Origin of the sequence: Streptomyces sp. MH60, from assembly GCF_002939385.1 — a bacterium.
Classification (GTDB): Bacteria; Actinomycetota; Actinomycetes; order Streptomycetales; family Streptomycetaceae; genus Streptomyces.
This window is the reverse complement of record NZ_MULI01000004.1, coordinates 145,194-170,520: the sequence shown is the minus strand read 5'-3', so window position 1 is coordinate 170,520 and position 25,327 is coordinate 145,194. Positions and strand designations below refer to the sequence as shown.

Sequence of the window (25,327 nt, the reverse complement as noted above, 5' to 3'; positions counted from 1 at the left end):
GGGACAAGACTGCCTTATCGGGCCGGGCGGGTGTGCCGCCGGGGCTACGGTGAACGACGTGATGGACGTACGCCGCGCCGACGAGCGCTACCCCGGAGGCGACGAGGCCGCGGGCATCGCCTCCCGCCACGCCTTCTCCTTCGGGCCCCACTACGATCCCGACAACCTCCGCTTCGGCGCCCTGCTCGCCTGCAACGAGGAGCGCCTGGAGCCCGGCGCCGGCTTCGACGAGCACCCGCACAGCCACACCGAGATCGTCACCTGGGTGGTCGAGGGCGAGCTGACCCACCGCGACAGCGCGGGCCACGAGACGGTGGTCCGCGCCGGTGACGTGCAGCGCCTCAGCGCGGCGGGCGGCGTCCGCCACGTCGAACGCAACGACGCCGCCGTCCCCCTGACCTTCGTCCAGATGTGGCTGGCCCCGCGCGAGCCCGGCGGCGACCCCGCCTACGAGATCGTCCGCGGCATCGCCGACTCCACCCCGTACGCCGTCCCGGAGGCGGCCGCGATGCTTCACGTACGGCGCCTGGCCGCGGGGGAGCGGACGGCGGTGCCGGACGGGGCGTACGTGTACGTCCACGTCGTGCGCGGCGAAGTGCGCCTCGGTGACGAGGAACTGGGCGCGGGCGACGCGGCCCGGGTCACGGACGCCGAAGGGGTGGACGCGGTGGCGGTGACGCGGGCCGAGGTGCTGCTGTGGGAGATGGCCTAGGACCGGCTCCTTGCCTCGGCCAGCACCGCGTCCGTGAAGGGCGGCCACGCCTCGACCGCCCAGGGGCCGAAGGCCCGGTCGGTGAGGGCGACGCAGGCGAGTTGGGCGTCCGGGTCGATCCAGAGGAACGTGCCGGACTGGCCGAAGTGGCCGAAGGCGCGCGGGGAGGAGGCGGAGCCCGTCCAGTGCGGGGACTTGGAGTCGCGGATCTCGAAGCCGAGGCCCCAGTCGTTGGGGTTCTGGTGGCCGTAGCCCGGCAGGACGCCCTTCGTCCCCGGGTACTGGACCGTCATCGCCTCCGCGACCGTGCGCGGGTCCAGCAGCCGGGGCGCCTGCACCTCGGCCGCGAAGCGGAGCAGGTCCTCGACCGTGGAGACACCGTCCTTCGCCGGGGAGCCGTCCAGGGAGGTGTGCGCCATGCCCAGCGGCTCCAGCACCGCCTGCCGCGCGTACTCGGCGAACGGCATGTCCGCCGCCTTCGCGATGTGGTCGCCGAGCTGCTCGAAACCGGCGTTGGAGTACAGCCGGCGCTCCCCGGGCGCGGAGGTCACCCGGTGCTCGTCGAAGGCGAGCCCCGAGGTGTGCGCGAGCAGGTGGCGGACCGTCGCCCCGGGCGGCCCGGCGGGTTCGTCCAGCTCGATCGCGCCCTCCTCGTACGCCACCAGCGCCGCGTAGGCCGCCAGCGGCTTGGTGACCGAGGCGAGCGGGAAGCGGTGCGCGACGGGGCCGTGGGTGCCGAGGGCCGTGCCGTCCGCCCGTACGACGCCCGCCGCCGCGGTGGGGACCGGCCAGTTCTCGATCGACGCGAGGCTGTTCAAGGACATGGCGTCGAGCCTAAGCGGCTCAGAGGCGCAGCCGCATCGAGGGGGTGGTGTCGCGCGAGAAGCCCATCGACGCGTACAGGGACTCGGCGTCGGGGGAGGCCGTGAGCATGACGTGCCCGGCGCCCCGCTCGCGGAACCACTCCAGCAGCTCGTCCATGCACGCCCGCGCGTACCCGCGGCGCCGGGCGTCCGGATCGGTGGCGACGCTGAAGACGTATCCGATCAGACCGTTCGCCGGACGGCCCGGTCCGCCGATCCGGTACTCCAGCGTCCCCACCACCAGCGCCGCCAGCGCGTCCGGCCGCTCCGGGTGGTCGACCACGAACGCCGCGAAGCTCCCGTCCGGATCCGCCAGTCTGTTCCGCAGGCCGGACAGGGACTCCGCCTGCCACGCGGTGGAAGCACCGGGGTCCATGGAATCGATCATCACCTGTCGGAGGCGGAGTACTTCCCGCGCGTCTTCGACCACGGCACGGCGTACGAGGCTCATGCCCGCACGCTAGTGACCCGCCGGATCGTGTGTCCTGTGTATTTCCCGCCGGACGCGCTTGCTTGGAGTGCACTCCAAGGTCATAGCGTGGAGGTCATGACGGTGATGCAGACCACGGCCGGGACCCTCGGTCCGAACGCCACCAGCAACGCCACGAGAACGGACATCTGCTCCGCCCCGCCCCGGCGCCACCCGCGCCCCGACGGGCAGGACCACTACACCATCAGCGAGGTCGTCGCGTTCACCGGGCTGACGGCCCACACGCTGCGCTGGTACGAGCGGATCGGCCTGATGTCCCACATCGACCGCTCGCACACCGGGCAGCGCCGCTACAGCAACCGCGACCTGGACTGGCTCGACTTCGTCGGCAAACTGCGGATGACCGGCATGCCGGTCGCCGACATGGTGCGGTACGCGGAGCTGGTGCGCGAGGGCGAGAGCACCTACCTCGACCGACGGGAACTGCTGGAGTCCACCCGGCGCGACGTGCTGACGCGGATCGCCGAGCTCCAGGACACCGTCGCCGTACTCGACCGCAAGATCAGTTTCTATGGGGACGCCGGACGTTCCCGTGACACGGAGGGCACCCGATGACCGACAGCGGTATGCCGACGGCCAGGCTCGGCACGGACGGCCCGGAGGTGGGGGCCCAGGGCCTCGGCTGCATGGGCATGAGCTTCGGATACGGCCCCTCCGACGCCGAGGCGTCCCGCGCCACCCTGGAACGGGCGCTGGAACTGGGCGTCACGCTCTACGACACGGCCGACGCGTACGGCGCGGGCGAGAACGAGCGTTTCCTGGCGCCGTTCTTCCAGGCCCACCGCGAGGAGGTCGTCGTCGCGACCAAGTTCGCCCTGTCGATCCCGCCGGACGACCCGACCAGGCGGATCGTCCGCAACGACGCGCCCTACATCCGCGAGGCGGTCGAGGCGAGCCTGCGCCGGCTGGACCTGGACGTCATCGACCTCTACTACATGCACCGGCGCGACGCGAACGTGCCGATCGAGGAGACCGTCGGCGTCATGGCCGACCTGGTCCGCGAGGGCAAGGTCAAGCACCTCGGGCTGAGCGAGGTGACGGGCGAGGAACTGCGGGCCGCTCGGACGGTGCACCCGATCGCCGCCGTGCAGTCGGAGTGGTCGCTGTTCAGCCGGGACATCGAGGCGGGCGTGGTGCCGGCCGCCCGCGAACTGGGCGTGGCCCTCGTCCCGTACTCGCCGCTCGGCCGGGGCTTCCTCACCGGCTCCTTCGCCAACGCCGAGCAGGACCTCACGGAGGGCGACTTCCGGCGCCAGCAGCCCCGCTTCACCGGCGAGAACGCGGCGGCCAACGCGGCGCTCCTCGCCCCGGTCCGCGCCGTGGCCGAGGCCCACGGCGCCACCCTCGGCCAGATCGCCCTGGCCTGGGTCCACCAGCGCGCCCAGGTCCACGGCCTCCCGGTGATCCCGATCCCGGGCACCCGCAAGCCGACGCGGGTGGCGGAGAACACGGCGGCGACCCGCATCGTCCTGACGGACGACGAGCTGTCGTCGCTGGAACCGATCGCGGAGAAGGTGGCGGGGGACCGCTACGCGGACATGACGTTCACTTCCGCCGGACGCGAGTAGAGACACCCGGGGGCGCGGGGCCGCATCGATGTGCGGCTCCGCCGCGCGGGCGCGACCAGCCACAACGGGCCCGCACCCGAAAACGGAACAGAATCCGGCAGACGCTAAAGCTCCGCCAGCAACTCCGCCTTCTTCGAGGAGAACTCCTCGTCCGTCACCAGCCCCTGCTGATGCAACTCCCCGAGATGCCGGATCCGCTCGGCGATGTCGGCCGGGTCCCGCCGAGGCGCCGGCACGGACACCGGCACGGGCGCCGAGCCGCTCCGTTCCCGCACCGCGGCCAGCACCGCCGCGGCGAACGGCAGCGACTCGTGCACCGGCCCGTACCCGAGCCCGAACACGACGGCCGCCGGATCCTGGTCGGCCTGCGGGACGACCGGCGCGGCAGCGGCGGCCGAGGCGTCGGCGTCGCGCGGCAGCAGCCGCAGGTACCCCTCGAACATCTCGGGGGAGCGCCACTCCACCCCGCCCAGGTCGGCGACCGGGAAGCTCTGGTCGCCGGCCTTCCATTTCGCCGAGGACGCGCCCGTCCAGGACCACCGGAAGGACACCGCGTCGCCGTCGAAGGACGCCTTTCCGTCGTACGCCTTGAACTGAAGGGGCGCCTCGGGCGGAGCCACCAGGTAGCGCTCGGTCTTGCCGGACTCGGTCAGCAGCGCCCGCAGCTCGTCGGCGTAGTACTCCGCGAGCGTCTCCCGTTCGGCGGGCAGCACCAGCCGGTAGGGGTCGCCGCTCTCCTTCAGCTGTCCGGCCGCCGCCTCGATCAGCGGATCGGCGCCCGCGCGCGGTTCGACGCGCAGCACGACGGTGCCGCGTCTGCCGGGCGTGAGGGTCACGCCCTCGATCGCCTCCAGGGGCACACGGCGTTCCCCCAGGGCCTGGAAGAGCTTGGGTGTTCGAATCCCCCGTTCGTAGCGGATGAGCACGGAGTCGGACTCGAACTCCCAGGCGGCATGAAATCCGGCCAGTACGTCACCCATGCGGCTCATCGTATGCGGCACGAGCCTTCCCGTCCCCTCCCCGCGCAAACCGGAGTATCTGCGCCTCTACGCGCGTCCGGCCGCCGTCGCCGCGGACAAACCCGCCCGGCATGTGTCGTCTTCGTCGGCGCAGGCCACCGTGCGGTATGCGCCAACCCCGATCCCCGCGAAGTTCCGCAGGCTGTCCGTGCCGGGCACGAAGTAGCCGCTGTGCCCCTGGGCGTCCCGCGCGGACAGCACCCGTGCCCCGAAGCCGGCGGACACCGGATCGGCGCCGTGCCCGAGGCCGCCGACCTCCAGGTACGGCACGTCCTGGATCCAGTCGTCGGCGTCCCGCATCGCCCACACCCGGGCGGAGGTGTCCAGGCGGGAGGCGTTCTCGGCACGCATGCCGGGACTGCCGGCCACCGCTATGTCGCTCACCCGGCCGGGCAGCCGGTCGGCGGCGAGGCCGCACACCACGGAGCCGTAGCTGTGGCAGAAGAGGGAGACGGGGGCCTTGCCGGGCAGCGCGCGCAGCAGCGCGTTCAGACGTACGGCCCCGTGTTCGGCGCGGTTCGCGGTGGCCGCCTCCATGCCGAGCCCGCTGGGGGAGGTGTAGTCGGCCCAGGCGATCACGGCCGTGCCGGTGCCGGGGCTGGCCGCGCGCTCGGCCGCGTACAGCGACTCGGCCATGCCGACCGGCGCCGCGTACCTCTTGCGGTCGGTGCGCTGGAAGGTGAGCAGTTCGGTGTCCACGCCGGGCACGACCACGGAGACGCGGTCGGCGCGGTTCAGGTCGCCGAACACCTCGGCGACCTTGCCCGAGCCCGCCGGGTCGAAGGCGAGGATGTGCCGACCGGGGTCGAGCAGCGACTCGTAGTTGCGCACCCGCCGGCCGGCCTCGCGCTGCCCGGCCGGGGACAGATGCTCGTCGTGCGTGCGGGCGCGCTCGACCGACCGCGCCTTCTGCAGCGCGGAGCGGTTGGCGAGGTAGCGCAGCTGGACGGGGGCGCCGTTCATGTTGCCGACGGCCAGGGGGTACCGGTGGGCCAGGCTCGTGCGCTGCCAGGCGGTCAGCGAGGCGAAGAAGCGGGCCAGCCGGGCGGGTGCCGCCTGGGCGTCGGGCAGCCGCCGTCCGTCGATCCGGCCGTGCTCCCAGGCCGTGACCGACGCTTCGAGTGCCGTGGGGCCCCGCTGGTCGCGCAGGGCGGTCCAGCCGGTGGTCGCCAGCATCACGAACACCACGGCCAGGGCGAGCAGGGCGCGCCAGACGTTCAGCTGCGGGGAGGTGTCGAAGGAAGTCACTGGGAGGACACACTAGGAGAACGGGACGGTCTCGCGTGAATCCAGTGACACGGATCACGTTTCGGAGCGGTGCCAGTTCCCGGTGAGCGCGGGCGCCACCTGGTCGAGGTAAGCGGCCGTCAGATCGCGCAGGGCCGCCAGGCCGGCGTCGTCGCGCGCCGACCAGATCCGTTCGGTCACCCGCATCACCGCTCCGAAGACGGCCACGACCACGCGGGGCCGCGGGTCCGCGTCCAGGTCGAGCCCCTCGCGGGCCGCGATGACGCGGGCGATCCGCTCCTCCAGCTCCGTGGCGCGCCGCAGGTGGGCGGCGAGCAGCGCGGGCGTCGACTCGATCACCCGGTAGAAGCGCATGTGCAGCTCCAGCGGGACCAGCTGCTCGACGGCCTCGCCGATGGTGCCCCAGCTCTCCGTGAGGGCCAGGCGCAGCGCGTCCAGGGGCGCCTCCTCGGGCGGGCGGGCGAGCACGGCCTCCATGAAGTGCGACTCCGCGAGCCGTGCCACGAAGAACGCCGCGTCCTCCTTGGAGGCGAAGTAGCGGAAGAAGGTGCGCTGCGAGACGTCGGCGGCCTCGGCGATGTCGTCGACGGTCGTCTCCTCGTAACCGCGCTCGGTGAACAGTTCGAGGGCGGAGCGCAGCAGCAGGTCCCGGGTGCGCTGCTTCTTGAGTTCACGCAGGCCGGGACGGGAGGCCGCGGATGCCGCGGTCTCCGACGGCGGCGAGCTGCCGGCCACCTTCAAAAGTTCTCTCCTTCATACGGTTTGCGCAGTTCAGGCTATACGGGCGATGTCGTGTCAGTTACTGACCGGTGAATTGGTTTGTCAACTGTCAGTGGCTGTCATTAGCCTCAGCGGTATGACTAGTCAGACCACGCTCGGCAAGCCGGGGCCGGGTGACGGAGCACCGGCGGATTCACCGCCCGCCAAGGGATGGCGCGGCCATCCGTGGGTCACCCTCGTCACCGTCGCGGTCGGGGTCATGATGGTGGCCCTGGACGGCACCATCGTGGCGATCGCCAACCCCGCCATCCAGAACGATCTGGGCGCCAGTCTCGCGGACGTCCAGTGGATCACCAACGCCTACTTCCTCGCCCTCGCGGTCGCCCTGATCACCGCGGGCAAGCTCGGTGACCGCTTCGGCCACCGGCAGACCTTCCTCATCGGCGTGGCGGGCTTCGCGGTCTCCTCCGGTGCCATCGGACTGTCCGGCAGTATCGGGGCGGTCATCGTCTTCCGTGTCTTCCAGGGCCTGTTCGGCGCGCTGCTGATGCCGGCCGCGCTCGGCCTGCTGCGGGCCACCTTCCCGGCCGAGAAGCTCAACATGGCCATCGGCATCTGGGGCATGGTCATCGGCGCCTCCACCGCGGCCGGCCCGATCCTCGGCGGCGTGCTGGTCGAGCACGTCAACTGGCAGTCCGTGTTCTTCATCAACGTGCCGGTGGGCGTCGTGGCCGTCGTGCTCGGCGTCATGATCCTGCTCGACCACCGGGCCGAGAACGCGCCGCGCTCCTTCGACATCCTCGGCATCGTGCTGCTGTCGGCCTCGATGTTCGCGCTCGTCTGGGCGCTGATCAAGGCTCCCGAGTGGGGCTGGGGCTCCGGCCAGACCTGGCTGTACATCGGCGGGTCGGTGGTGGGCTTCGCCCTGTTCTCCGTCTGGGAGACCAAGGTCAAGGAGCCGCTGATCCCGCTGGCGATGTTCCGCTCGGTGCCGCTGTCGGCCGGTGTGGTCCTGATGGTCCTGATGGCCATCGCCTTCATGGGCGGCCTGTTCTTCGTCACCTTCTACCTGCAGAACGTCCACGGCATGAGCCCGGTCGACGCCGGTCTGCACCTGCTGCCGCTCACCGGCATGATGATCGTCGCCTCGCCGCTGGCCGGTGCGATGATCACCAAGGTCGGCCCGCGCATCCCGCTGGCCGGCGGCATGGCGTGCACCGCGGTCGCCATGTTCGGCATCTCCACGCTCGAGACGGACACCGGCAGCGGTGTGATGTCGATCTGGTTCGCCCTGCTGGGCCTCGGGCTGGCGCCCGTCATGGTCGGCGCCACCGAGGTCATCGTCGGCAACGCGCCGATGGAGCTCTCCGGCGTGGCCGGCGGTCTCCAGCAGGCGGCGATGCAGATCGGCGGCAGCCTCGGCACGGCCGTGCTGGGCGCCGTGATGGCCTCCAAGGTCGACAGCGACCTCCCGGGCAACTGGGCGGACGCGGGCCTGCCCGAGCTGACGCCGGAACAGGCGCACCAGGCGTCCGAGGCGGTCCGGGTCGGCGTTCCGCCGGTGGCGGAGGGCACCCCCGCCGAGGTCGCCGGGAAGATCGCGAACGTCGCCCACGACACCTTCATCTCCGGCATGAGCCTGGCCTCGCTCGTGGCCGCCGGGGTCGCGGTCGTGGCGGTGTTCGTCGCCTTCCTCACCAAGCGGGGCGACAACGCGGAGGCGGGCACGGGCGTCGGACACATCTGACCCGCGCCCATGAGGTGATCCGCGCCCCCGAGGTCCGCGGGCCCGCGCATTCCCGGCCCCGGCACCCTGGTTCGTCCATCAGGGTGACGGGGCCCGCGAACCCTCCCCTCCGCCGGACACCGCAGGTCACAGTGGGTCAAGTCCTCCGCAGGGCACGGAGGGCGAGAGGCTGCGGCGCGCTGCCGGAGGGGGGCGGCGCGCAGGCAGCACGTTCGAAGCAGGCATGACACGCCGTACGGGGGTACCCGAACTCCACGGAGAGTTCAGGGAGTTGACGATGGCGAGCTTCGGACAGGGATCGCGCAGGCACCCCCGCTCACGTGGCCGGACGTGGTCACGGACCGGGCCGGACCGCGCGACCCTCGCGATCGTGGGAGTCGTCTGCGCGGTCGCCGGTTTCTTCGCGCTGGGCATCGTTCTCGGCCCCGCGGCGATCGTCTGCGGCTGGCTCGCGATGGGCCGCAGCTGGGCGGGTTCCCGCCCGGTCCCGGCCGTGGTCGCCCTGGTCCTGGGAGCCATCGACACGCTCCTGGCGCTCATCGGGCTCATCGGAGCGACGACTCCGGGCTACGGCGTGTTCTAGGGCCGTACGGCGGCTTCACCTGTCGCCCGGATGTTCCCCACCCCCGCCCGTTACGGACGGGGGTGAGCCATGTACGGCACCGGCCGCCGTGGGACACGGCGGCCGGCGTCACGTCCTACGCGTCCCCGCCGGCCACTCCCGGGTCCGCCGCCCTCACGTCGAGCAGCCGGTACCGGTCGATCGCCTGCTTCAGCACCGACCGGTCGACCTTCCCCTCCCGCGCCAGCTCGCTCAGCACGCCCACCACGATCGACTCCGCGTCGATGTGGAAGAACCGCCGCGCCGCCCCCCGCGTGTCCGCGAAGCCGAACCCGTCCGCGCCCAGCGACTGGTACGTCCCCGGCACCCAGCGCGCGATCTGGTCCGGCACCGACCGCATCCAGTCGGACACCGCCACGAACGGCCCCTGCGCGCCCGCCAGCTTGCGGGTCACGTACGGGACCTGCTGCTCCTCCTCGGGGTGCAGCAGGTTGTGCTCCTCGCAGGCCACCGCCTCGCGCCGCAGCTCGTTCCAGGAGGTCGCCGACCAGACGTCGGCACGCACGTTCCACTCGTCGGCGAGGATGCGCTGCGCCTCCACCGCCCACGGCACCGCGACGCCCGACGCCATGATCTGCGCCGGGATCGAGCCGCCCGTGCCCTCGCTGAAGCGGTACACGCCCTTGAGGATGCCCTCGACGTCCACGTTCTCGGGCTCGGCCGGGTGCCGGATGGGCTCGTTGTAGACGGTGAGGTAGTAGAAGACGTCCTCGCCGTGCGGGTGCCGCTCGTCCCCGCCGTACATCCGGCGCAGCCCGTCCTTGACGATGTGCGCGATCTCGAACCCGAAGGCGGGGTCGTACGCCACGCACGCCGGGTTGGTCGAGGCCAGCAACTGCGAGTGGCCGTCCGCGTGCTGGAGGCCCTCACCGGTCAGCGTCGTACGGCCCGCGGTCGCGCCCAGGACGAAACCGCGCGCCAACTGGTCGCCCATCTGCCAGAACTGGTCGCCGGTGCGCTGGAAACCGAACATCGAGTAGAAGACGTACACCGGGATGAGCGGCTCGCCGTGCGTGGCGTAGGCCGAGCCCGCCGCGATCAGCGAGGCCGTGCAGCCGGCCTCGGAGATGCCGTCGTGCAGCATCTGCCCGTTCGGCGCCTCCTTGTAGGCGAGCAGCAGATCGCGGTCCACGGACTCGTACTGCTGTCCGAGCGGGTTGTAGATCTTCGCGCTCGGGAAGAACGAGTCCATGCCGAACGTGCGGTACTCGTCCGGCGCGATCAGCACGAACCGCTTGCCGATCTCCTTGTCCCGCATGAGGTCCTTCAGCAGTCGCACAAAGGCCATCGTCGTCGCGATGGACTGCTGACCCGACCCCTTCTTCACGGTCGCGTACGTCTTGTCGTCCGGCAGGGGGAGCGGCTTCGAGCGGACGACGCGGGTCGGCACGTACCCGCCGCAGCCCAGGCGCCGGTCGTGCATGTACTGCATCTCCTCGGTGTCCCGGCCCGGGTGGTAGTACGGCGGCGGACCGGACTCCAGCTCCTTGTCGGAGATCGGCAGGTGCAGCCGGTCGCGGAAGCGTTTGAGGTCGTCGACCGTCAGCTTCTTCATCTGGTGCGTGGCGTTGCGGCCCTCGAAGTTCGGACCCAGCGTCCAGCCCTTGATCGTCTTGGCCAGGATCACCGTCGGCTGGCCCTTGTGCTCCAGCGCCGCCTTGTACGCCGCGTAGATCTTCCGGTGGTCGTGACCGCCGCGGCCCAGGTGCAGGATCTGGTCGTCGGTCATGTTCTCGACCATCGCGCGCAGCCGGTGGTCGTCGCCGAAGAAGTGGTCGCGGATGTACGCGCCGGACTCGGTGGCGTACGTCTGGAACTGGCCGTCCGGGGTCGTGTTCATGCGGTTGACCAGCACGCCGTCGCGGTCCTGGGCGAGCAGCGGGTCCCAGGTGCGGTCCCAGACCAGCTTGATCACGTTCCAGCCGGCGCCCCGGAAGATCGACTCCAGCTCCTGGATGATCTTCCCGTTGCCGCGCACCGGGCCGTCCAGGCGCTGGAGGTTGCAGTTGACCACGAAGGTCAGGTTGTCCAGGCCCTCCCGGGCCGCGATGGACAGCTGGCCCAGCGACTCCGGCTCGTCCATCTCGCCGTCGCCGAGGAAGGCCCACACGTGCGACTTGGACGTGTCCGCGATCCCGCGCGCGTGCATGTAGCGGTTCATCCGCGCCTGGAAGATCGCGCCGATCGGGCCGAGGCCCATGGAGACCGTCGGGAACTCCCAGAAGTCCGGCATCGACCGCGGGTGCGGGTACGACGACAGCATGTGCGGCGCCTTGGACTTCTCCTGGCGGAAGCCGTCCAGGTGCTCCTCGCTGAGCCGGTCCAGCAGGTAGGCGCGCGCGTAGATGCCGGGGGAGGCGTGCCCCTGGAAGAAGACCTGGTCGCCGCCGTCGCCCTCGTCCTTGCCCCGGAAGAAGTGGTTGAAGCCCACGTCGTACAGCGAGGCGGAGGAGGCGAAGGTGGCGATGTGGCCGCCGACGCCGATGCCGGGCCGCTGCGCGCGCGAGACCATCACCGCCGCGTTCCAGCGGGTGGCGTTGAGGATCTTGCGCTCGATCTCCTCGTTGCCGGGGAAGAACGGCTCGCTCTTGGTCGGGATGGTGTTGACGTAGTCCGTGCTGCGCATCTCGGGCACGGCCACGCGCTTCTCGCGGGCCCGCTCGATCAGCCGCAGCATCAGGTACCGGGCCCGCTCCCGGCCGCGCTCGTCGACGGCGGCGTCGAGGGAGTCGAGCCACTCCTGGGTTTCCTCGGGATCGAAGTCAGGGACCTGACTCGGAAGGCCGCCAATGATGATCGGACTGCGATCACTGCGATCGGATGCGGAAGCCACGCTGTTCCTTCGCTGTCAGAGGGCCGTATTTCCGGTGCCTTGCCGGGTTTCCTACCGGGATTCTCTCCGGGTTCCTGCGCCGTTTCCCCCGCCGGTTCCCCATCGTGTACCTCGCGGGGGCGATCGTCATCTGTACCGTGGGGTAACCGGTTCTCCCGTGAGGATCGGGGGCACGTTCATTCGAGTCTCGTACCCACACATGGTTCCCAAATACGCAAACGGGGCAGATAGGTGTGGTGTACGTCACCTTCGGGCTGGACGGCATGGCTGGAGTTGCGACGACACGGCCGGGATCGTCACCGTTTCGGCGGTCCCAGACGCCGGGTACTTGCGCGATCCGTCCCGCCCGTGTGGACTACGGCCAAGCTTCGCGCACGCGCGTGGCTGAAGACATCTACCGAAACATGATCAGGAGGCAACCCGTGAGCGCGACCGCGGACCACGCGGAGGAGCGGACGAACCCTGCCGCCAGGCTGGGTTTCCAGCCCGGGCAGGTGGTCCAGGAGATCGGCTACGACGACGACGTCGACCAGGAGCTCCGCGAGGCCATTGAGGGCGCCGTCGAGGGCGAGCTGGTGGACGAGGACTACGAGGACGTGGCCGATGCCGTCGTGCTGTGGTTCCGTGACGACGACGGCGACCTGACGGATGCGCTGGTGGATGCCACCACGTACATCGAAGAGGGCGGGTCGATCCTCCTTCTCACGCCGAAGACCGGCCGTGACGGTTACGTCGAGGCCAGTGACATCTCGGAAGCCTCGACGACCGCCGGACTGACGGCGTCCAAGAGCGTCAGCGTCGGCAAGGACTGGAGCGGCAGCCGGCTGGCGACGCCCAAGGCCGCCAAGTCCAAGCGGTAGCCCGCCGGGCTCCGTGACACCCCGGACCCCGGACGGGCCGGCAGCCGACCGCTGTCGGCCCGTCCGCGGGTCCGCGACCGTCCCTGCGTAGGGTGTTTCCAGCGCATCACGGAAAACCTCCTGCTGAAGGGACGAACGGGACATGGCGATCCAGGTCGGCGACAAGGCCCCCGACTTCGAACTCAAGGACAACCACGGCAGGGCCGTCCGGCTGTCCGAGTTCCGCGGCCGGAAGAACGTCGTGCTGCTCTTCTACCCCTTCGCCTTCACCGGTGTGTGCACCGGCGAGCTCTGCGAGGTGCGCGACAACCTGCCGCAGTTCTCCGACCGTGACACCCAGGTGCTCGCCGTCTCCAACGACTCCATCCACACCCTGCGCGTCTTCGCCGAGCAGGAGGGCCTGGAGTACCCCCTGCTGTCCGACTTCTGGCCGCACGGCAACGTCTCGCGCGCCTACGGCGTCTTCGACGAGGACAAGGGTTGCGCCGTTCGCGGCACCTTCGTGATCGACCAGGAGGGCGTCGTGCGCTGGACCGTGGTCAACGGTCTGCCGGACGCCCGTGACCTGACCGAGTACGTGAAGGCGCTCGACGCCCTGTGACCGTCGCCCGCCGGGCCGACACCACGTGATTTGTCGGCTCCGGGGACTGCGGGGCGCGGGAACCCGTCACTAGGATCGACTCGTTGATCCGATATCCACGCACTACGGGGCACCCCGCCCCTGGACACCAATGGAGGACTCGTGGGAGTCAGCCTCAGCAAGGGCGGCAACGTTTCGCTGACCAAGGAGGCCCCCGGCCTGACCGCGGTCATCGTCGGTCTGGGGTGGGACATCCGCACCACCACCGGTACCGACTTCGACCTCGACGCCAGCGCGCTGCTGCTGAACAGCGGCGGCAAGGTCGCCAGCGACGCGCACTTCATCTTCTTCAACAACCTGAAGAGCCCGGACGGATCGGTCGAGCACACCGGCGACAACATCACCGGTGAGGGCGAGGGCGACGACGAGCAGATCAAGATCAACCTCGCCACGGTCCCCGCCGACATCGAGAAGATCGTCTTCCCGGTCTCGATCTACGACGCCGAGAACCGCCAGCAGTCCTTCGGCCAGGTGCGCAACGCGTTCATCCGCGTCGTCAACCAGGCCGGCGAGGCCGAGATCGCCCGCTACGACCTGAGCGAGGACGCCTCCACGGAGACCGCCATGGTCTTCGGCGAGCTGTACCGCCACGGCGCGGAGTGGAAGTTCCGCGCCATCGGCCAGGGCTACGCCTCCGGCCTGCGCGGCATCGCCCAGGACTTCGGCGTGAACGTCTGAGCGACTGTCTCGACACGTCCGGCGCCGCACGGTTTACGTGCGGCGCCGGACGCGCAGGAAACCCAAGAACCATCACCCGGGGAGGGACCATCACCATGGGCGTCACGCTTGCCAAGGGCGGCAACGTCTCCCTGTCCAAGGCCGCACCGAACCTCACACAGGTACTGGTCGGGCTCGGCTGGGACGCGCGTTCCACCACCGGAGCACCCTTCGACCTCGACGCGAGCGCACTCGTGTGCAGCAGCGGCCGGGTGCTCGGCGACGAGTGGTTCGTCTTCTACAACCAGCTCAAGAGCCCGGACGGCTCGATCGAGCACACCGGCGACAACCTCACCGGCGAGGGTGACGGCGACGACGAGTCGCTGCTGGTCGACCTCTCCAAGGTGCCGGCCCACTGCGACAAGATCGTCTTCCCGGTCTCGATCCACATGGCCGACGAGCGCGGCCAGACCTTCGGCCAGGTCAGCAACGCCTTCATCCGGGTCGTCAACCAGGCCGACGGCCAGGAGCTGGCCCGCTACGACCTCAGCGAGGACGCCTCCACGGAGACCGCGATGATCTTCGGCGAGCTCTACCGCTACCAGGGCGAGTGGAAGTTCCGTGCAGTGGGGCAGGGGTACGCGTCGGGGCTTCGGGGCATCGCTCTAGACTTCGGAGTCAACGTTTCGTAAAGCCGAGTACGGCGCGGGGGAGCCCCGTACACACACGATTGGGTAGCCAGTGCTTCTGAAAACCTTCGGCTGGTCGTTCGCGGTCACCGCGCTCGGCCTGGTCGCGGCGGTCTTCTACGGGGGGTGGACCGCCTTCGGCATCGTCGCGATCCTCTCCATCATGGAGATCTCGCTGTCCTTCGACAACGCGGTGGTCAACGCCGGGATCCTGAAGAAGATGAATGCCTTCTGGCAGAAGATCTTCCTCACCATCGGCATCCTCATCGCCGTGTTCGGCATGCGCCTGGTCTTCCCGGTCGTGATCGTGGCGATCAGCGCCCAGCTCGGGCCGATCGAGGCCGTCGACCTCGCGCTCACCGACAAGGACCGCTATCAGGAGCTGGTGACGGACGCCCATCCGTCGATCGCCGCCTTCGGTGGCATGTTCCTTCTGATGATCTTCCTCGACTTCATCTTCGAGGACCGGGACATCAAGTGGCTGGCCTGGCTGGAGCGTCCGCTGGCCAAGCTCGGCAAGGTCGACATGCTGTCGGTCTGCATCGCCCTGATCGTGCTGCTCGTCTCCGCGATCACCTTCGGCGCCCACGCCCACCAGCACGGCGGCGCCCATGCCGACAAGGCCGAGACGGTCCTGCTGGCGGGCATCGCGGGCCTGATCACCTACATGATCGTCGGCGGTCTCTCCGGCTACTTCGAGGACAAACTCGAAGAGGAGGAGGAACGGGAGCACGAGGAGGAAGAGGCAGCCGCGCGCACCGGCAAGCCCAAGTCGGCCGTCAAGCTGGCCGGCAAGGCCGCGTTCTTCATGTTCCTCTACCTGGAGGTCCTGGACGCGTCGTTCTCCTTCGACGGCGTCATCGGTGCCTTCGCCATCACCAACGACATCGTCCTGATGGCCCTGGGTCTGGGCATCGGCGCCATGTACGTCCGTTCGCTCACGGTCTACCTGGTCCGCCAGGGCACCCTCGACGACTACGTCTACCTGGAGCACGGCGCGCACTACGCCATCGGCGCCCTCGCCGTGATCCTGCTGGTCACCATCCAGTACGAGATCCACGAGATCATCACCGGTCTCGTCGGCGTCGCCCTGATCGGCTGGTCCTTCTTCTCCTCCGTGCGCCGCAACCGCGCACTGGCGGCGGCCGGGGGAGACGGCGACCAGAAGAAGGCGGAGGTCTCCTCCGGGGTGTGAAACCCCTGATCCCCGGGCCGGGCGCGCCCCCGGTGCGCCCGCACTCCTGGTGTGAACCCGGTCCGGACGAGGAACGCTCTGAGCGGGGCGGCCGACGAGGACGACTCCTCGGGGCCGCCCCGTCGGCGGTGACGCGAAGGTGGGGCGGGAATGGGCTTCCTGGACGGGCTGTGGCGCGGCCGCGAGTCCGAGTTCGACTCGGGCAGTGCGGCGACCAACTCCATACAGCTGACCAAACGGCACAGCCAGGTCTCCCTGACCAAGCAGGGCGCGGCGACCGGCAACCTCCGCATCAACCTCTCCTGGCGGATGCGGACCTCCGACATCTCGGGCACCCAGCGGGAGAGCCTGCTGCGGCACCCCTTCAAGGCGCTCAAGCCCCCCGAGGTCGTCGGCCACAGCCAGAGCATGGTCAACGTCGACCTCGACCTCGGCTGCCTCTACGAACTCCAGGACGGCACCCGGGGGGTGGTGCAGCCGCTCGGCGGCTTCCTGGGCGACGTCAACGCCCCGCCCTACGTCAAGCTCAGCGGCGACGACCGCTTCGGCTCGGCCTCCGGCGAGACGATCTACGTCAACCTCGACCACAAGGACGCCATCAAGCGCCTGCTGCTCTTCGCCTACATCTACGACCAGACCCCCGCCTTCGACCGGACCCACGCCATCGTCACGCTCTACCCGAGCAACGGCCCCCGCATCGAGATAGGCCTGGACGAACGCCATCCGCAGGCCCGGTCCTGCGCCGTGGTGATGATCGAGAACGTCAAGGACGAGATCCTCGTCCGCCGGGAGGTGAAGTTCGTCTACGGCTTCCAGGGCGAACTGGACCGGCTGTACGGCTGGGGCCTGCAATGGGGCCGGGGGCACAAGAGCAAGGCGGAGCGCTGAGCCCCGCCCGCACCGCCGCGGCCTGCCGCGGCCGAGCCCGGCCCGTGGCGGTTACCGGCCGACGAACTGCGGTCCCTGCGGGGGCAGCCGGAAGTCCGGATCGGGTGTACCGGTGACCGGTTGCGGATAGCCGTAGCCGGACTGCGCCCCGGTGACCCCGGCCGCCGCGGGCGCCTGCGGATACCCGTACCCCGGCCGCCCGGCGTCCGGCTGGGGGTAGCCGTAGGCGGGCGGGGCCGTCGGCGGCTGCTGCGGATAGCCGTACGCGGGCTGCGCCGGTACGCCGGTGGGCTGCTCCGGCGGCAGTGGCCGCGAGGTCTCCGGGAGGGGCTGCACGGCCGTCGGGTGGTCGGGGCCGACGGCCTGCGGAGCGGGCATGGACTGGGCGGGCGTGGGCTGCTCGGGTGTGGCCTGGGACGGTGCGGACGGGGCCGCCGGCGTCTGTTCGGGCCGAGGGGCCGAGATGGGGTCGTCCGCCCCCTCCGACTCGTCCACCGAGATGCCGAAGTCGGTCGCCAGGCCCTTGAGCCCGTTGGAGTAGCCCTCGCCCAGCGCCCGGAACTTCCAGCCGTCCCCGCGCCGGTACAGCTCGCCGCAGATCAGCGCCGTCTCCTGGCCGGTCTCCGGTGTGACGTCGAAGTAGGCCAGCGGCTCCGCGTCGGCCGCGGCGTCGTGCAGCAGGATGCGCAGCGACCGGACGTGTTCGAAGGGCACGCCGTCCGCCGAGGCGACCAGCAGGATGCGGCCCACGGAGGGCTCGACGCCGGACAGGTCCGTCTGGATGGTGTCGGTCAGGCCCTCGGCGACGCGCTTCTTGCCGAGCCGCCAGACCTGACCGGAGGGGTGCCGTGGCTGGTTGTAGAAGACGAAGTCCTCGTCGGAACGCACACGGTCGTCCGGCCCCAGCAGCAGCGCGGAGGCGTCGACGTCGGGGACCCCCTGCCCGGGAGTCCAGCGCAGCACGGCGCGTACCGTGGTGGCTTGCAGCGGGACGTTCGACCCCTTCAGCATCGCGTGCGTCATGTCGTCATCCTGCCCTCTCGGTCCTGGTCACGACAACGCGGGGGCGGGTACTCGGCCCGTGTCCGCCCGCCCCGGGTCGCCTTCGCCGACACGGCCGGGTTACCTGGAATTCATGCCCGGTGGGAACCTCCGACATGGATACCTACGTACTATTACCGGCCACCTTTCGACGATTCCAGGTCGCCCAGACACCGCGGGGGAGTTTAAATGCGTCATTTCGGACAGATAGCCCCTGATGTACGGAAGCGTCTCTTTCACCAGGAGCCCTGCTCCTTCACGGCGGACTCGCCGGCCAAGCTGCTGTCCGCGGCCCTGGGCGCCACGCTCTACAGCCCGGCCACCCGGCCGAGCCTCGCCGACGACATCCTGAAGCAGGGCGCGCGCGGACTGGTGTCGATGGTGCTGTGCCTGGAGGACTCGATCGACGACGCCGACGTCCCCGTCGGCGAGGCGAACCTCGTCCGTCAGCTCATGGACCTGGAGAAACGTTCCGACGGTGACGTCCCCCTGCTGTTCATCCGGGTCCGCACCCCCGAACAGATCCCCGACCTCGTACGGCGCCTCGGCCCCGCCGTCCGGCTGCTGTCCGGATTCGTGCTGCCGAAGTTCACCGAGGAACGCGGCATGCCCTTCCTGGAGGCGCTCGCCGCCGCCGAGGCCGGCAGCGGCCGCAGGCTCTTCGCCATGCCCGTGCTCGAATCCCCGGACCTGCTGTACCGGGAGTCCCGGGTGCAGACGCTGGAGGGCATCTTCCGCGCGGTCGACAAGTACCGGGACCGGGTGCTCGCCCTGCGGCTCGGCGTGACCGACTTCTGCTCCTCCTACGGGCTGCGCCGAGGCCCCGACATGACCGCCTACGACGTCCAGATCGTCGCCTCCGTGATCGCCGACGTGGTCAACATGCTCGCCCGCGCCGACGGCACCGGATTCACGGTGACCGGGCCCGTGTGGGAGTACTTCCGCGTCCAGGAGCGGATGTTCAAACCGCAACTGCGGCAGAGCCCCTTCCTGGAGGGGCAGGCCGTCGAACTGCGCCAGAAGCTCATCGAGCACTCCATGGACGGCCTGCTGCGCGAGATCTCCCTGGACCGGGCCAACGGCCTGCTGGGCAAGACCTGCATCCACCCCTCGCACGTGCTGCCCGTGCACGCGCTGTCCGTGGTCAGCCACGAGGAGTTCAGCGACGCCCAGGACATCCTGCGGCCCGAACGATGCGGCGGCGGCGTGATGAGGTCGGCCTACACGAACAAGATGAACGAGGTGAAGCCCCACCGCGCCTGGGCCGAGCGGACCCTGCTGCGCGCCGAGATCTTCGGGGTGGCGAACGAGGACATCGGCTTCGTGGAACTGCTCGCCGCCGGCCTGTCCGACTGAACGCCGGGCGACCGGACGCAAGCGATCCATGACCGACGCCGGGGCCCGTGCCGCGGCGGACAACGGGAGGCACGAGTACATGACCGACAGGGCGCACGCCGAGGGCCACGCCGAAGAGCGCGCCGGAGCCTGGTCCGGCAGCTGGGTCGCCGAGCGGCTCGGCGTCGAACTCACCGGCGACGAGGCGCTGACCGGCCTGCTGGGGCTCGCCCTGCGCCGCAACCCCAAGCGGGCGCACCTGCTCGTCTCCAACGTGCTCGGCAAACACGTCCCGCAGTCTCCCTCCGTCGTCTACGGCCACGGCGTCGCCCTCGGCCGACGCGTCCGCGACCTGCTCGGTGCCAAGGCCGCCGGACGCGCCGTCGTCCTCGGCTACGCGGAGACCGCCACCGGACTCGGCCACTCCGTCGCCGACGGCCTGGGTCCCGCCCCCTATCTGCACTCCACCCGCCGTCCGGTCACCGGAGTCGCCCGGGCGGGCGGCTTCGAGGAGTCCCACTCGCACGCGACCTCCCACCTCCTGCTGCCCGAGGACCCCGGGCTGCTGGCCGGGGACGGGCCGCTGGTCCTCGTCGACGACGAGTTCTCCACCGGCAACACGGTGCTCAACACCGTCCGCGCCCTGCACGAGCGCTATCCCCGCAAGCGGTACGTCGTGGTGGCCCTGGTCGACATGCGCTCGCCCGCGGACGCCGGCCGGCTGGACGACTTCGCCCGGGAGATCGGCGCCCGCGTGGACCTGGTGACCACCGCCTCCGGCACCGTCCGACTGCCCCCGGGAGTGCTGGAGAAGGGCCAGGAACTGGTCGCCCGCCACGAGACGGCGGCCACGGACCCGCTCACGGACCCGTCCGGTCGGGCCCCGGCCGCGGCGGCGTCCGGCACCGTCCGGCGCGTCGAGCTGCACTGGCCCCACGACGTGCCCGACGGCGGACGGCACGGCTTCACCGCGGCCCACCGGGCCCGGCTGGAGGCCGCCCTGCCCGCCATGGCGGCGCGGATCGCCGAGGCGCTGCCCGCCGGGGCCCGCCGCGTCCTCGTCCTCGGCTTCGAGGAACTCATGTACGCCCCCCTCCGTCTGGCCCGGGCACTGGAGCAGACCGTCGGCGGCGTCGCCGTGCGCTACTCCACCACCACCCGCTCTCCCGTCCTCGCCGTCGACGACCCCGGCTACGCCATACGCACCCGCTTGGTCTTCCCCGCGCACGACGACCCGGCCGACGGCCCCGGCGAGCGCTACGCCTACAACGTCGCGGGCGCCGGCTTCGACGCCGTCGTCGCCGTCGTCGACTCGGCCGCCGACACCCCCGCGCTGCACGCCCCGGACGGACTGCCGGCCCGGCTCGCCGCCCACGTCCCGCACGTCCTGCTCGCGGTCGTCCCGTCGTACGTCCCGACCGCCCCGCACGCCCCCGAAAGGCCCTCCATGCTGCCCGAGCCCCTGCGCGGCCCCGACTTCTCCTCGTACGCGCCCGACGAGGTCGGCTGGCTGCTCCAGGACCTCTCGGACGTGACGCTGGAGGCGCCGACCGAGGAGCGCGAGGAGGCGATCCAGCGCGGCGGCGCGCACTACGCGGAGTCGCTGCCCGTGGAGTACCAGCCCAGCGAGCAGTACCAGGAGCTGTTCCACGCGGCGCTGGAGACGTCCGCCGCGCGGCTGGCGCGCGCCGTCGGCGCCGTCACCGAGATCGTCCTCGCGGAACGCTCGCCCCGTCCGGTCCTGGTCTCCCTGGCCCGCGCGGGGACCCCCGTCGGCGTTCTGATGCGCCGCTGGGCGCGGTTCCGCCATGGTCTCGACCTCCCTCACTACGCCGTGTCGATCGTCCGGGGCCGCGGCATCGACGCCAACGCGCTGCGCTGGCTGGCCGGCCACCACGACCCCGCCGACGTCGTCTTCGTCGACGGCTGGACCGGCAAGGGCGCCATCACCCGCGAACTCGCCGCCGCCCTGCGCGCGTTCGAGGACTCCGACGGCATCACCGGCTTCGACCCGGAGATCGCCGTACTGGCCGACCCCGGCTCCTGCGTACGCACCTACGGCACCCGGGACGACTTCCTCATCCCCTCCGCCTGCCTCAACTCCACCGTCTCCGGCCTGATATCCCGCACCGTGCTCCGCGCCGACCTGGTCGGCCCGCACGACTTCCACGGCGCGAAGTTCTACCGCGAACTCGCCGGCGCCGACCTGTCACCGGCCTTCCTCGACGCCGTCTCCGCCCGCTTCCCCGAGGTCACGGACACGGTCGACGCGCAGGCGAAGGACCTCCTCTCCGCCGACCGCACCCCCACCTGGGAAGGCTGGGCCGCCGTCGAGCGCATCAGCGAGGAGTACGGCATCCACGACGTGAACCTCGTCAAGCCCGGCGTCGGCGAGACCACCCGGGTGATGCTGCGCCGCGTCCCGTGGAAGGTGCTGGCCCGGGCCGGCGCCGGCGCCGACCTGGACCACGTCCGCCTGCTGGCCGAGCAGCGGGGCGTTCCCGTGGAGGAGGTCGCCGACCTCCCGTACACCTGCGTCGGGCTGATCCACCCCCAGTACACGCGGGGCGCCACCGGCGCCGACGGCAAGGCGGTGACGCTCTGATGCCGGTGCTCGTCGCCAGCGACCTCGACCGCACGCTCATCTACTCCGCGGCCGCCCTCGGACTGACCATGCCCGACCTGAGGGCGCCCCGCCTGCTGTGCGTGGAGGTCTACGAGAGCAGACCCCTGTCCTACCTGACCGAGACGGCCGCCCACCTGCTCACCGACCTCGGCGACTCGGCCCTCTTCGTGCCCACCACCACCCGGACCCGCAAGCAGTACCAGCGGATCAACCTCCCCGGCCCGCCGTCGAAGTACGCGATCTGCGCCAACGGCGGCCACCTGCTGGTGGACGGCGTCTCCGACCCCGGCTGGCACGCCCGGGTGACCGCACGGCTGGCCGACGAATGCGCCTCGCTGGCCGAGGTCCGCGACCACCTGATGAACACCGCCGACCCGCTGTGGGTGCGCAAGCACCGGGTCGCCGAGGACCTCTTCGCCTACCTCGTCGTCGAACGCGACCTGCTGCCGCCGGACTGGGTGAAGGAACTCGCCGTGTGGGCGGAGAACCGCGGCTGGACCGTGTCCCTCCAGGGCCGCAAGATCTACGCCGTCCCCCAACCGCTCACCAAGAGCGCCGCCGTGCACGAGGTCGCCCGCCGCACCGGAGCCGAACTCACTCTCGCGGCCGGCGACTCGCTCCTCGACGCCGACCTGCTCCTGGCCGCCGACCGCGGCTGGCGTCCGGGCCACGGCGAACTGGCCGACTCCGGGTGGACGGCTCCGACGATCAGCGCCTTGCCCGAGCGCGGCGTCCTGGCCGGTGAGCGGATCCTCCGCGAGTTCCTGCGTGCGGCGGGCCCGGCTCGCTGAACCCGCCGTCCGGGTCCCCGGCACCGCCCCCGGTGCCGGGACCGCCGTCGTCGTCGGCCGGCGGCCGTGTGTCCTGCCGCCCGTCGTCTCCGCGGCCCCGCCGCCGGTGACCGGCGCCCGGCCGCAGCAGACGCATGACGACGAAGACCACCAGCGCCAGGGCGGCTGCCGCGAGGATCACCTTCGAGTAGGTGGAGGCGATGCCCGAGACCGTCGACCAGTTGTCCCCCAGCGCGTAGCCCGCGAGCACGAACACGGTGTTCCAGATCGCACTGCCCAGCGTCGTCAGGGCGAGGAAGACCGGCAGCCGCATCCGCTCCACGCCCGCCGGCACGGAGATCAGGCTGCGGAAGATGGGGATCATCCGGCCGAAGAACACCGCCTTGGTCCCGTGCCGGAGGAACCACGCCTCCGTCTTCTCTATGTCGGACACCTTCACCAGCGGCAGCTTCCCCGCTATCGCCACCGTGCGGTCCCGGCCGAGCAGGGCACCGATTCCGTACAGGGCGAGCGCGCCGATCACCGACCCCGCGGTCGTCCACAGCAGGACGGCGATCAGGTTCATCCGGCCGGAGCCGGCCGCGAATCCGGCGAGCGGCAGGATCACCTCGCTCGGCAGGGGAGGAAAGAGATTCTCCAGAGCGATGGCGAGACCGGCGCCGGGGGCACCGAGGGCGTCCATGAGGTCGTTGATCCACTGCGGTGCCGCACCGCTGTCCGCGGCCGACTGCGCTGCGAGGGCTGTCATGAGGGCCACGCTAGAAAACCGCGGCTGAAGGGACCCTGAGGAAGACCGCACGATCGGCCGCACACCGCGGGCGGGAAGCGCGGTGCGGCGGGGTCGGCCTCATCACCTGGACCCTGGGCGTCCCGGGCAGGCTTCTGCTGGACGGCATACGCGACCCCGGTTCACTGGTCCTGGGCAGTCTGGGCGGCTCGTTCCGCGGGTTCCTCGCCGGGCGGGGAATATGCGGCGTGGCCGGCAGCTGACCGAGCGGCCTCAGCCGCAGCAGCCGCCACCGCAGCAACCCCCGCCACCGCCGCCGCCCGACGACGGTGCCGGCGCGGAGGCCGAGCCGCCGACCGCGACCGTCGACAGCAGCTTCACCGTGTCGTCGTGGCCCGCCGGGCAGGCGGCCGGAGCCGAGGACTCGGCCATCGGACGGCTCAGTTCGAAGGTGTCGCCGCAGCTGCGGCAGCGGTACTCGTAGCGAGGCATGCGCACAGATTAACCGCCACCGGTCGGCTGAGGGTCCTGGTTCTCCGACGGTCCTGGTCGCCCGATGAAGTCCCGGTCGCCCGACTCCGGTGATCAGTGCCCGGCGCCGCGCTCCTCGCGGATCTGCGTGACCACGTGGGCCACCGTCTGCCGGACCGCTTCCGTCTCCGTCAAAAAGTGCCAGTAGTCGGGGTGCCGGCCCTCCAGCGTGGTGATCGCCCGTTCCAGCCGGGCCACGGCGTCGTCCAGGGGGCGCGCATGACGGGGCTCGGGAGTGTTGCGTCCGGCCATGGCCAGGCGCTGGGCGTCGCGGATGGCGAAGCGGGTGCGCTCGATCTCCTGCTGCGGGTCCTTCTGCACGGCGTTCAGCCGCCGCAGCCGGTCGCCGGCCGCCGAGACGGCCTCGTCGGTCGAGTTCAGCAGCGCCCGTACCGTCGACAGCAGGGCGGTGGCGTCGGGCCAGCGCTGTTCGTCGCGGGCGGTCTGCGCCTCGGCCAGCTTCCGCTCGGCCTGCCGTACCGATTCGGCAGCCTGCTCCGGCACGTGCTGGAGGTCCTGCCAGCAGGCAGCGGTGAACCGGCGCCGCAGCTCGCTGAGCACCGGCTCCACCTGTTCGGTGCGGGTGGTCAGCGCCTGGGCGCGGGTGCGCAGGGAGACCAGGCGGTGACCGATCTCGGCGGCGCGCTCGGGCAGCCGTTCCGCCTCGGCGCGGACCGCCTCGGCCTCGCGGGTGACCCGTTCGGCCCGCTCGAGCGTCTGGGGCACTCCGTGCTGTCCCGCGCCCTGGTTCAGCCGGGTCAGCTCCGGACCGAGGGTGGCGAGACGGGTGGCGAGGTCGTCCGCCTTCAGCCCGGAGCCACGCGCGGCGTCCAGGGCGTTGGAGGCGGCGAGCAGGGCCTGCCGGGCACGCTCGACGACGGGTGCCAGCCGGGCCAGCTGGGTCTCGGCCTTGCCGAGGAGGGGGCCGAGGCCCTCGGCGAAGCGGTCCAGTTCCTGTTTGACCCGGCCCAGCTCGGTCTTGGCGGCGGTGAGTTCGGTGCGGGCGCGGGAGGCGGCCGATGCCTCCAGGTCGTCCCGGTCCAGGTCGTGGGCGTCGACGGCGCTGATGTACTGGCGGCTGACCTCGTCGATGCGCCGGCCCAGCGCCTCGAAGTCGGAGACCGCGCGCCGGGCGGCGGGGGAGGAGTCGACGGCCGCGATCGTCTCTATCGAGATCCGAAGGTCCCGCTGGGCGGTGTCCAGTTCGTAAAAGGCGGCGGCCGCGTCGTCCTTCGCGGTCTGGGCCTCGGCCCGCTGGCTCTCGGCCCGCCCGCCGAACCAGCGCCGGGTGCCGCCCCCGGCGAACGCCGCGGGCAGCGCCAACACGGCGAGCAGGGGCAGACCCATCAGGGTGAGCGTGTCACGGACCGCGCCCCTGCGGCGCCGGCGGGAGCGGTGCGGCAGGCGCCGGGCGCGCGCGACCATCGGCGAGTACGGCTGCGATGGTGTCGCCGTCACATCCCTCTCCCGTGTCGTCCGTCCTGCCCGGGTTCATTCTCCCACCCGTTAGGGACGAACACACGGG

Annotated in this window: 24 protein-coding genes; 14 read left to right on the top strand and 10 right to left on the bottom strand. The window is 71.1% G+C overall.

What is annotated here, in order from left to right; genetic code table 11:
• Positions 1–61: 61 nt before the first annotated feature.
• Entirely contained in the window at positions 62–712 is a 651-nt protein-coding gene (locus tag BZZ08_RS05510) for a pirin family protein (protein ID WP_104630985.1), read from the top strand.
• Here BZZ08_RS05510 and BZZ08_RS05505 read toward each other — a convergent pair.
• A complete protein-coding gene (locus BZZ08_RS05505) occupies positions 709–1,536 on the bottom strand; it encodes a serine hydrolase domain-containing protein (RefSeq protein WP_104630984.1) in 828 nt (275 codons plus the stop codon). The genes BZZ08_RS05510 and BZZ08_RS05505 overlap by 4 nt on opposite strands.
• 19 nt (positions 1,537–1,555) lie before the next feature.
• On the bottom strand, positions 1,556–2,026 hold the full coding sequence (locus tag BZZ08_RS05500) for a GNAT family N-acetyltransferase (protein WP_104630983.1): 471 nt from the start codon (positions 2,024–2,026) through the stop codon (positions 1,556–1,558).
• Between the two features lie 96 nt (positions 2,027–2,122).
• Here BZZ08_RS05500 and BZZ08_RS05495 point away from each other — a divergent pair, with 96 nt between their 5' ends.
• Together BZZ08_RS05495 and BZZ08_RS05490 are read left to right on the top strand one after the other, a co-directional pair.
• On the top strand, positions 2,123–2,620 hold the full coding sequence (locus BZZ08_RS05495) for a MerR family transcriptional regulator (RefSeq protein ID WP_198601300.1): 498 nt from the start codon (positions 2,123–2,125) through the stop codon (positions 2,618–2,620).
• Positions 2,617–3,633 carry an aldo/keto reductase gene (locus BZZ08_RS05490; RefSeq protein WP_104630982.1) on the top strand — a complete coding sequence of 339 codons (1,017 nt, stop codon included), beginning with the start codon at positions 2,617–2,619 and terminating at the stop codon, positions 3,631–3,633. Before BZZ08_RS05495 ends, BZZ08_RS05490 begins: the two co-directional genes overlap by 4 nt.
• Positions 3,634–3,737: 104 nt before the next feature.
• Here BZZ08_RS05490 and BZZ08_RS05485 read toward each other — a convergent pair whose 3' ends face one another.
• The 3 genes from BZZ08_RS05485 to BZZ08_RS05475 form a co-directional block, all read right to left on the bottom strand.
• Positions 3,738–4,613, bottom strand: a complete 876-nt coding sequence (locus BZZ08_RS05485) for a DUF4429 domain-containing protein (RefSeq protein ID WP_104630981.1) — start codon at positions 4,611–4,613, stop codon at positions 3,738–3,740.
• Positions 4,614–4,679: 66 nt separating this feature from the next.
• Positions 4,680–5,900 (bottom strand): alpha/beta hydrolase family protein, encoded by a 1,221-nt coding sequence (locus BZZ08_RS05480; protein WP_104630980.1) that lies wholly within the window; start codon positions 5,898–5,900, stop codon positions 4,680–4,682.
• Between the two features lie 54 nt (positions 5,901–5,954).
• Positions 5,955–6,641 carry a TetR family transcriptional regulator gene (locus tag BZZ08_RS05475; RefSeq protein WP_104630979.1) on the bottom strand — a complete coding sequence of 229 codons (687 nt, stop codon included), beginning with the start codon at positions 6,639–6,641 and terminating at the stop codon, positions 5,955–5,957.
• A gap of 115 nt (positions 6,642–6,756) precedes the next feature.
• Here BZZ08_RS05475 and BZZ08_RS05470 point away from each other — a divergent pair, with 115 nt between their 5' ends.
• Positions 6,757–8,367 (top strand): MFS transporter, encoded by a 1,611-nt coding sequence (locus BZZ08_RS05470; protein WP_104630978.1) that lies wholly within the window; start codon positions 6,757–6,759, stop codon positions 8,365–8,367.
• A 277-nt stretch (positions 8,368–8,644) separates the two neighbouring features.
• Positions 8,645–8,950, top strand: coding sequence for a small hydrophobic protein (locus BZZ08_RS05465; protein ID WP_104630977.1), 306 nt, complete (start codon positions 8,645–8,647; stop codon positions 8,948–8,950).
• Between the two features lie 115 nt (positions 8,951–9,065).
• Here the strand turns inward: BZZ08_RS05465 and aceE are convergent, their stop codons facing one another.
• On the bottom strand, positions 9,066–11,822 hold the full coding sequence (gene aceE, locus BZZ08_RS05460) for a pyruvate dehydrogenase (acetyl-transferring), homodimeric type (RefSeq protein ID WP_104630976.1): 2,757 nt from the start codon (positions 11,820–11,822) through the stop codon (positions 9,066–9,068).
• Between the two features lie 422 nt (positions 11,823–12,244).
• Here aceE and BZZ08_RS05450 point away from each other — a divergent pair, with 422 nt between their 5' ends.
• The 6 genes from BZZ08_RS05450 (at position 12,245) to BZZ08_RS05425 (ending at position 16,751) form a co-directional block, all read left to right on the top strand.
• The gene (locus BZZ08_RS05450) at positions 12,245–12,682 is read left to right on the top strand and encodes a DUF3052 domain-containing protein (protein WP_007449195.1); all 438 of its coding nucleotides are present in this window, start codon (positions 12,245–12,247) and stop codon (positions 12,680–12,682) included.
• A gap of 142 nt (positions 12,683–12,824) precedes the next feature.
• A complete protein-coding gene (locus tag BZZ08_RS05445) occupies positions 12,825–13,283 on the top strand; it encodes a peroxiredoxin (RefSeq protein ID WP_104630974.1) in 459 nt (152 codons plus the stop codon).
• Positions 13,284–13,424: 141 nt separating this feature from the next.
• Positions 13,425–14,000, top strand: coding sequence for a calcium homeostasis/redox stress adaptation protein (locus tag BZZ08_RS05440; RefSeq protein ID WP_003976436.1), 576 nt, complete (start codon positions 13,425–13,427; stop codon positions 13,998–14,000).
• A 95-nt stretch (positions 14,001–14,095) separates the two neighbouring features.
• Entirely contained in the window at positions 14,096–14,671 is a 576-nt protein-coding gene (locus BZZ08_RS05435; protein WP_003976437.1) for a TerD family protein, read from the top strand.
• A gap of 49 nt (positions 14,672–14,720) precedes the next feature.
• Positions 14,721–15,863: a DUF475 domain-containing protein gene (locus BZZ08_RS05430; RefSeq protein WP_104630973.1), complete on the top strand. Its 1,143-nt coding sequence runs from the start codon at positions 14,721–14,723 to the stop codon at positions 15,861–15,863.
• Between the two features lie 150 nt (positions 15,864–16,013).
• On the top strand, positions 16,014–16,751 hold the full coding sequence (locus tag BZZ08_RS05425; protein ID WP_104630972.1) for a TerD family protein: 738 nt from the start codon (positions 16,014–16,016) through the stop codon (positions 16,749–16,751).
• A 51-nt stretch (positions 16,752–16,802) separates the two neighbouring features.
• On the opposite strand, the gene BZZ08_RS05420 is transcribed toward BZZ08_RS05425, so the two are convergent.
• The gene (locus BZZ08_RS05420; protein WP_104630971.1) at positions 16,803–17,774 is read right to left on the bottom strand and encodes a TerD family protein; all 972 of its coding nucleotides are present in this window, start codon (positions 17,772–17,774) and stop codon (positions 16,803–16,805) included.
• Between the two features lie 207 nt (positions 17,775–17,981).
• On the opposite strand from BZZ08_RS05420, the gene BZZ08_RS05415 reads away from it, so the two are divergent.
• The 3 genes from BZZ08_RS05415 (at position 17,982) to BZZ08_RS05405 (ending at position 22,544) form a co-directional block, all read left to right on the top strand.
• On the top strand, positions 17,982–19,148 hold the full coding sequence (locus BZZ08_RS05415; protein WP_104630970.1) for an HpcH/HpaI aldolase/citrate lyase family protein: 1,167 nt from the start codon (positions 17,982–17,984) through the stop codon (positions 19,146–19,148).
• Positions 19,149–19,227: 79 nt separating this feature from the next.
• Entirely contained in the window at positions 19,228–21,732 is a 2,505-nt protein-coding gene (locus BZZ08_RS05410; RefSeq protein ID WP_104631021.1) for a phosphoribosyltransferase, read from the top strand.
• Positions 21,732–22,544, top strand: coding sequence for an HAD family hydrolase (locus BZZ08_RS05405; RefSeq protein WP_104630969.1), 813 nt, complete (start codon positions 21,732–21,734; stop codon positions 22,542–22,544). Before BZZ08_RS05410 ends, BZZ08_RS05405 begins: the two co-directional genes overlap by 1 nt.
• Here the strand turns inward: BZZ08_RS05405 and BZZ08_RS05400 are convergent.
• From BZZ08_RS05400 to BZZ08_RS05385, 3 genes are all read right to left on the bottom strand, one after another.
• Positions 22,462–23,292, bottom strand: coding sequence for a DedA family protein (locus BZZ08_RS05400; RefSeq protein WP_198601299.1), 831 nt, complete (start codon positions 23,290–23,292; stop codon positions 22,462–22,464). The genes BZZ08_RS05405 and BZZ08_RS05400 overlap by 83 nt on opposite strands.
• 252 nt (positions 23,293–23,544) lie before the next feature.
• On the bottom strand, positions 23,545–23,763 hold the full coding sequence (locus BZZ08_RS05390) for an FmdB family zinc ribbon protein (RefSeq protein ID WP_011028303.1): 219 nt from the start codon (positions 23,761–23,763) through the stop codon (positions 23,545–23,547).
• A 93-nt stretch (positions 23,764–23,856) separates the two neighbouring features.
• On the bottom strand, positions 23,857–25,260 hold the full coding sequence (locus BZZ08_RS05385) for a hypothetical protein (protein ID WP_104630968.1): 1,404 nt from the start codon (positions 25,258–25,260) through the stop codon (positions 23,857–23,859).
• Positions 25,261–25,327 lie beyond the last annotated feature (67 nt).